This window comes from Pseudomonas fuscovaginae SE-1 (assembly GCF_000364705.1).
GTDB lineage: Bacteria > Pseudomonadota > Gammaproteobacteria > Pseudomonadales > Pseudomonadaceae > Aquipseudomonas > Aquipseudomonas fuscovaginae_A.
Genome location: NZ_AQOH01000106.1, coordinates 1 through 5,572, shown reverse-complemented (window position 1 = coordinate 5,572; position 5,572 = coordinate 1). Strand labels below are relative to the sequence as shown.

The window sequence follows — 5,572 nt, the reverse complement described above, 5'->3', positions numbered from 1 at the left end:
CTGCCGCCAGCATCGGCGGGCTTGACACTGCCAGCGCTGTGGACCGACCCGACCCGACCGATCTGCCAGGACCATTCCCGGGAAGGTCACTGGAGCATCGGTTGGCGCTGGCACCCCAGCCAGCAGTTGGACCCGGAGCGGATTGCTCGCTGGCTGGCCGGCCTGGACTGGCTGAGGGCCAAGTTGGTTATCCACAGCCCGGCGGGCTGGCTGTCGAGCAACGCTGTGGATAACTTGCCGCTGGATTGGCAGCCCAGCGAATGGCGCAAGGACTCACGGCTTGAGCTGATCTTCAGCCAACCGGGAGACAGCGAGGGATTGAAAGCCGGCATGCTGGCCTGCCGGCTGGGCTAGCCGCTCAGTGACGCGACTGGCTGTGATCCTTGGGGTGGTCCTGGCGCCACTGGCTCAGTTCGATGATTTCCGCCGTCGGCTGCTCGGTCTTGGCCTCGAACGGGTAGGGCGGCAGTTCGATCTGCGCGCTGTGGGCGCCGAACTGGGTGATGGTGCCGACGTGGCGCTGCTCGCCGGTGACGGTGAACTCGAAGTGGTAGATCCGCGCCAGGCGGCGCCGGCCGCTGGCATCGCGGACGATACCGATGCGCTTGAGGGCCACGGCGCCGTCGAGCAGTTCCAGGTCGAGCCGGGCGCAATGCTGCTTGACCCGTTCCAGCGCCCGTTCGCGCAGGCCATGGTTGTGCCAGAGCCAAGCGGCGGCGGTGGCCAGCAACATCAGCACCAACATATTTCCCAGGGTCAACATGAACGCCACTCCATCAAGTTGAGAGCAGCTTAACTGGCTCGCCGGTCTGTCGTACAGGCTCTGTTTAGTCGCATACTGCGTGGCTCGAATCTTTTTGCCTTGTTGGAATTTGGAATGAAACGCACTCCTCATCTGCTTGCCATTCAGTCCCACGTGGTTTTCGGTCATGCCGGCAATGGCGCGGCGGTTTTCCCCATGCAGCGGGTCGGGGTGAATGTCTGGCCGTTGAACACCGTACAGTTCTCCAACCACACCCAGTACGGCCAGTGGGCCGGCGAAGTGTTGGCGCCGCAGCGGATCCCGGAACTGGTGGAAGGGATTGCCGCCATCGGCGAGTTGGCCAACTGCGACGCGGTGCTGTCCGGCTACCTGGGCAGCGCGGCGCAGGGGCGGGCGATTCTCGGTGGCGTGGCGCGGATCAAGGCGGCCAACCCCAAGGCGCTGTACCTGTGCGACCCGGTGATGGGTCACCCGGAGAAAGGCTGCAGCGTGCCGGTGGAGGTCAGCGACTTCCTGCTGCAGGAGGCGGTGGCGCAGGCTGACATTCTCTGCCCCAACCAGTTGGAGCTGGACAGCTTCTGCGGGCGTTCGCCCCAATCGCTGTTCGATTGCCTGGCGATGGCCCGCAGCCTGCTGGTGCGTGGGCCGAAGGTCGTGCTGGTCAAGCACCTGGCCTATCCGGGCAAGCCGGAGGACAGCTTCGAGATGCTGCTGGTGACCGCCGACGGCAGTTGGCACCTGCGCCGTCCGCTGCTGGCGTTTCCGCGTCAGCCGGTTGGGGTAGGCGACCTGACGTCAGGGCTGTTCCTGGCCAGGGTGCTGTTGGGCGACAGCCTGGTGGCGGCGTTCGAGTTCACTGCCTCGGCGGTGCACGAAGTGCTGCTGGAGACCCAGGCCTGCGCCAGCTACGAGCTGGAACTGGTGCGGGCCCAGGATCGCATCGCCCATCCGCGGGTGCGTTTCGAGGCGTTGCCGATCACCCTCTGAGCCTAAAGCGTGTCGGCCTTGAGGTCCTGGTAGCGCTTCTCCAGCTCCTGGCGGATCTGCCGGCGCTGCTTCGCCTGGGCGTAGCGACGCTTGCCTTCACTGGTCTCCGGCTGCAGCGGTGGCACCGAGGCCGGCTTGCGCTGGTCGTCGACCGCGACCATGGTGAAGAAGCAGCTGTTGGTGTGGCGCACCGAGCGCTCGCGGATGTTCTCCGTCACCACCTTGATGCCGACCTCCATCGAGGTGTTGCCGGTGTAGTTGACCGAAGCGAGGAAGGTCACCAGTTCACCGACATGCACCGGCTCGCGGAAAATCACCTGGTCCACCGACAGGGTCACCACGTAGCGGCCGGCATAACGGGCGGCGCAGGCATAGGCCACTTCGTCCAGGTACTTGAGTAGGGTGCCGCCGTGGACATTGCCGGAAAAGTTGGCCATATCCGGGGTCATCAAAACGGTCATCGACAGCTGGGCGTTTCCAGGTTCCATAGCACGCTCACGGTAGGTAGGGCAGGGACGGGTTCAGGCGCCTCTGCGGGCGCTTCAGGCATTTTCTCAGACACCTCGATTACGGGACGCCAGCCAGGGTGGCATCGTCACGCGCCAAGCGATCTGTTTCTACATATTGCACCGGCTTTTTGTCGGAAGTCCCGGTGTTAACCTTCAGAAAGCCATGCCATAGAAAATTCTTACATCCGGGACGGTGATCGCCGACGGCTCAATGGGAGCGGGTGGCGGTCTTGCCAACATCCGCCGACACAAGGAGCGTCACGCCATGCATGCCATCAGTTTTATTCAGGATCTGGCAGTGATCATGCTGGTGGCGGGCGTGGTGACCATCCTGTTCCACCGCTTCAAGCAGCCGGTGGTCCTCGGCTATATCGTCGCCGGCTTCATCATTGGCCCGCACACCCCGCCGTTCGGCCTGATCCACGACGAGGACACCATCAAGACCCTGGCCGAGCTCGGGGTGATCTTCCTGATGTTCTGCCTCGGACTGGAGTTCAGCCTGGGCAAGCTGTTCAAGGTCGGGGCGACGGCGTTCATCGCCGCGTTCCTGGAAATCGTGCTGATGATCTGGATCGGCTACGAGATCGGTCGCTGGTTCGACTGGAACACCATGGACTCGCTGTTCCTCGGCGCGATCCTGGCGATCTCCTCGACCACCATCATCGTCAAGGCGCTCAACGACCTGAAGATGAAGAACCAGCGCTTCGCGCAGCTGATCTTCGGCGTGCTGATCGTCGAGGACATCCTCGGCATCGGCATCATCGCCCTGCTGTCGAGCATCGCCGTCAGCGGCACGGTGAGTTCCGGCGAGGTGTTCTCCACCGTCGGCAAGTTGTCGCTGTTCATGATCGTCGCCCTAGTCATTGGCATCCTGCTGGTGCCGCGTCTGCTGGCCTATGTCGCCCGTTTCGAAAGCAACGAGATGTTGCTGATCACCGTGCTGGGACTGTGCTTCGGCTTCTGCCTGCTGGTGGTGAAGCTCGAATACAGCATGGTGCTGGGAGCCTTCCTGATCGGCGCGATCATGGCCGAGTCGCGCCAGTTGCTGAAGATCGAGCGCCTGATCGAGCCGGTGCGCGACCTGTTCAGCGCGATCTTCTTCGTCGCCATCGGCCTGATGCTCGATCCGGCGGTGCTGCTCGAATATGCCTGGCCGATCGCGGTGATCACCGTGGCGGTGGTGCTGGGCAAGATGCTCTCCTGTGGTCTGGGCGCCTTCATTGCCGGCAACGACGGCCGTACCTCGCTGCGGGTAGGCATGGGCCTGTCACAGATCGGCGAGTTTTCCTTCATCATCGCTTCGCTGGGGATGACCCTGCAGGTCACCAGCCATTTCCTCTACCCGGTGGCCGTGGCGGTGTCGGTGATCACCACCTTGCTCACGCCGTACCTGATCCGCGCGGCAGACCCGCTGTCGCTGAAGCTCGCTGCCGTGGTGCCGCGGCGCATGGGCCGGGTGCTGGGCCTGTACGGCGAATGGCTGCGCAGCATCCAGCCCCAGGGCGAGGGGGCGTTGTTGGCCTCGCTGATCCGCAAGATCCTGCTGCAGGTTGGGGTGAACCTGGCACTGGTGGTGGCGATCTTCTTTGCCGGCGGCTTTTTCGCCCAGCCGATCGCCGCCTACCTGGAAGGCTGGGTCAGCGAGCCGAGCTGGCACAAGGCACTGATCTGGGGCGGCGCGCTGCTGCTGTCGCTGCCGTTCCTGATCGCCGCCTATCGCAAGCTCAAGGCGCTGTCGATGCTGCTGGCGGAGATGGGGGTGAAGCCGGACGTGGCCGGGCGGCATACCCAGCGCGTGCGGCGGGTGATCGCCGAGGTGATTCCGCTGCTGTCGCTGCTGGTGATCTTCCTGCTGCTGTCGGCGCTGTCGGCGAGCATCCTGCCCACCAACGAACTGCTGGTGCTGATCGCGGTGGTCGCCGCGGCGGTCGCGGCCGTGCTGTGGCGCTGGTTCATTCGCGTGCATACGCGGATGCAGGTCGCCCTGCTGGAGACACTGGAGAACAACAAGGATTCGGCGGGGCACTGAGGCCTCAGGTGCCCCGCCGGACCTGGCGGGGTATCAGCTTTCCAGCCAGACGTCCCGCGCCCAGTGCCAGACCGACTCCCAGGACTCTTCGGTGATCAGCTCTTCCTCGCCGGACCACAGCACCACGGTGCCGTCCTCCTCGACGCAGTAGTAGTCGTCGCCGTCCTGGCAGATCGGGATCAGGTCCCGTGGCACGCCGCTGTCCCAGGCGTTGGCCGCCACTTCCGGCAGATAGGTGTGTGACTGCGGGTCGGTGACGGTCACCGGCTCCAGGCTGCCATAGACCACGTCGCTGACGGTCAGCAGGAATTCCTTGAAGACGAAGGGGATGTTGATGAACAGCTCCTCTTCGATCTCGACCAACTGATCCTCGTCGGGCAACTCCAGGGGCACCGGTACGGGTTCGTTGGCTTCACGCAATTGTTCGATAACTTCTTCCACGGCCTCGATCCTCTTGCTGCATGGCGCGGTTGGGTATGACGCGTTTTATACAGTAGCTCGTTACAAGTGCAATCGTGAAATGCAAAACCCCGGACAAGTCCGGGGTTCTGGTGTATCAGACAACGCGTTGGGGTCAGCCGTTCTGGCGGATACCCGCGACCAGCCAAGGCTGGTTGTCGCCTGGCTGGCGTTCCATGTTCCAGCTTTCGCTGAACACTTCGCCCTGGTCGAACCGCGAGGTTTTCGACACGCCGCTGAAGGTCAGGGTGGCGATGGTCTTGTCGGCACGGTCATCCACGCCGTCCAGCTGCACCTGCAGGTTGTCGATGTAGGTGGACTGGAAGCCGTCGCCCAGGCTGGCGCGTTCCTGCTTGAGGAACTGCAGCATCTGCGGGGTCACGAACTCGGCGATCTTGTCCATCTCGTTGGCGTCCCAGTGCTGCTGCAGCGTCTGGAAGTGGCCGCGGGCGGCTTCCAGGAAGCGCTCCTCGTTGAACCAGGCCGGCGCGTTGATCACGCGGCGTGGCGCGGCAGGCGCGGCGGAACCACCGAAGATCGAGTTCTGGGCGGGCGCCGGTTGCTCGAACACTTCACGCTGGTACGGCGCGCCGGCCGGAGCCATCTGCTCCTGCTGCTTGCGACGACGGGCGGCGATGAAGCGGAAGATCACGAAGGCGATGACCGCCATGATCAGGATGTCGAAGAACTGCATGCCCTGGAAGCCGCCGCCCATGAACATGGACGCCAGCAGGCCGCCAGCGGCGATGCCGGCCAATGGGCCCAGCCAGCGCGAGGCACCGCCGGCCTTGGCTGCCGCACCGGCGGCACCGGCTGCGCCAGCCG

6 protein-coding genes and 1 pseudogene are annotated in these 5,572 nt (G+C 64.1%); 3 read left to right on the top strand and 4 right to left on the bottom strand.

Features of this window, described 5'->3' with window-relative positions:
• Positions 1–354 (top strand): annotated as a pseudogene (locus K675_RS0111895) (GTP-binding protein); the annotation flags it as partial.
• A gap of 4 nt (positions 355–358) precedes the next feature.
• Here K675_RS0111895 and K675_RS0111890 read toward each other — a convergent pair.
• Positions 359–763 carry a DUF3301 domain-containing protein gene (locus tag K675_RS0111890; RefSeq protein ID WP_017903745.1) on the bottom strand — a complete coding sequence of 135 codons (405 nt, stop codon included), beginning with the start codon at positions 761–763 and terminating at the stop codon, positions 359–361.
• A gap of 114 nt (positions 764–877) precedes the next feature.
• On the opposite strand from K675_RS0111890, the gene pdxY reads away from it, so the two are divergent.
• The gene (pdxY, locus tag K675_RS0111885) at positions 878–1,750 is read left to right on the top strand and encodes a pyridoxal kinase PdxY (protein ID WP_017903744.1); all 873 of its coding nucleotides are present in this window, start codon (positions 878–880) and stop codon (positions 1,748–1,750) included.
• 2 nt (positions 1,751–1,752) lie between these two features.
• Here the strand turns inward: pdxY and K675_RS0111880 are convergent, their stop codons facing one another.
• The gene (locus K675_RS0111880; protein WP_017903743.1) at positions 1,753–2,238 is read right to left on the bottom strand and encodes an acyl-CoA thioesterase; all 486 of its coding nucleotides are present in this window, start codon (positions 2,236–2,238) and stop codon (positions 1,753–1,755) included.
• 286 nt (positions 2,239–2,524) lie between these two features.
• Here K675_RS0111880 and K675_RS0111875 point away from each other — a divergent pair, with 286 nt between their 5' ends.
• On the top strand, positions 2,525–4,288 hold the full coding sequence (locus K675_RS0111875) for a cation:proton antiporter (protein WP_017903742.1): 1,764 nt from the start codon (positions 2,525–2,527) through the stop codon (positions 4,286–4,288).
• A gap of 33 nt (positions 4,289–4,321) precedes the next feature.
• Here the strand turns inward: K675_RS0111875 and K675_RS0111870 are convergent, their stop codons facing one another.
• A complete protein-coding gene (locus tag K675_RS0111870) occupies positions 4,322–4,729 on the bottom strand; it encodes an SMI1/KNR4 family protein (RefSeq protein ID WP_017903741.1) in 408 nt (135 codons plus the stop codon).
• A 133-nt stretch (positions 4,730–4,862) separates the two neighbouring features.
• Positions 4,863–5,572: Tim44 domain-containing protein (locus K675_RS0111865; RefSeq protein ID WP_017903740.1), on the bottom strand; the 710-nt coding region annotated here is incomplete at its 5' end.

What these genes read in the sequence shown, in the direction of transcription:
- K675_RS0111890 (WP_017903745.1), bottom strand. Translation starts at nt 763, where the DNA reads ATGTTGACCCTGGGAAATATGTTGGTGCTGATGTTGCTGGCCACCGCC.
- pdxY (WP_017903744.1), top strand. Translation starts at nt 878, where the DNA reads ATGAAACGCACTCCTCATCTGCTTGCCATTCAGTCCCACGTGGTTTTC.
- K675_RS0111880 (WP_017903743.1), bottom strand. Translation starts at nt 2,238, where the DNA reads ATGGAACCTGGAAACGCCCAGCTGTCGATGACCGTTTTGATGACCCCG.
- K675_RS0111875 (WP_017903742.1), top strand. Translation starts at nt 2,525, where the DNA reads ATGCATGCCATCAGTTTTATTCAGGATCTGGCAGTGATCATGCTGGTG.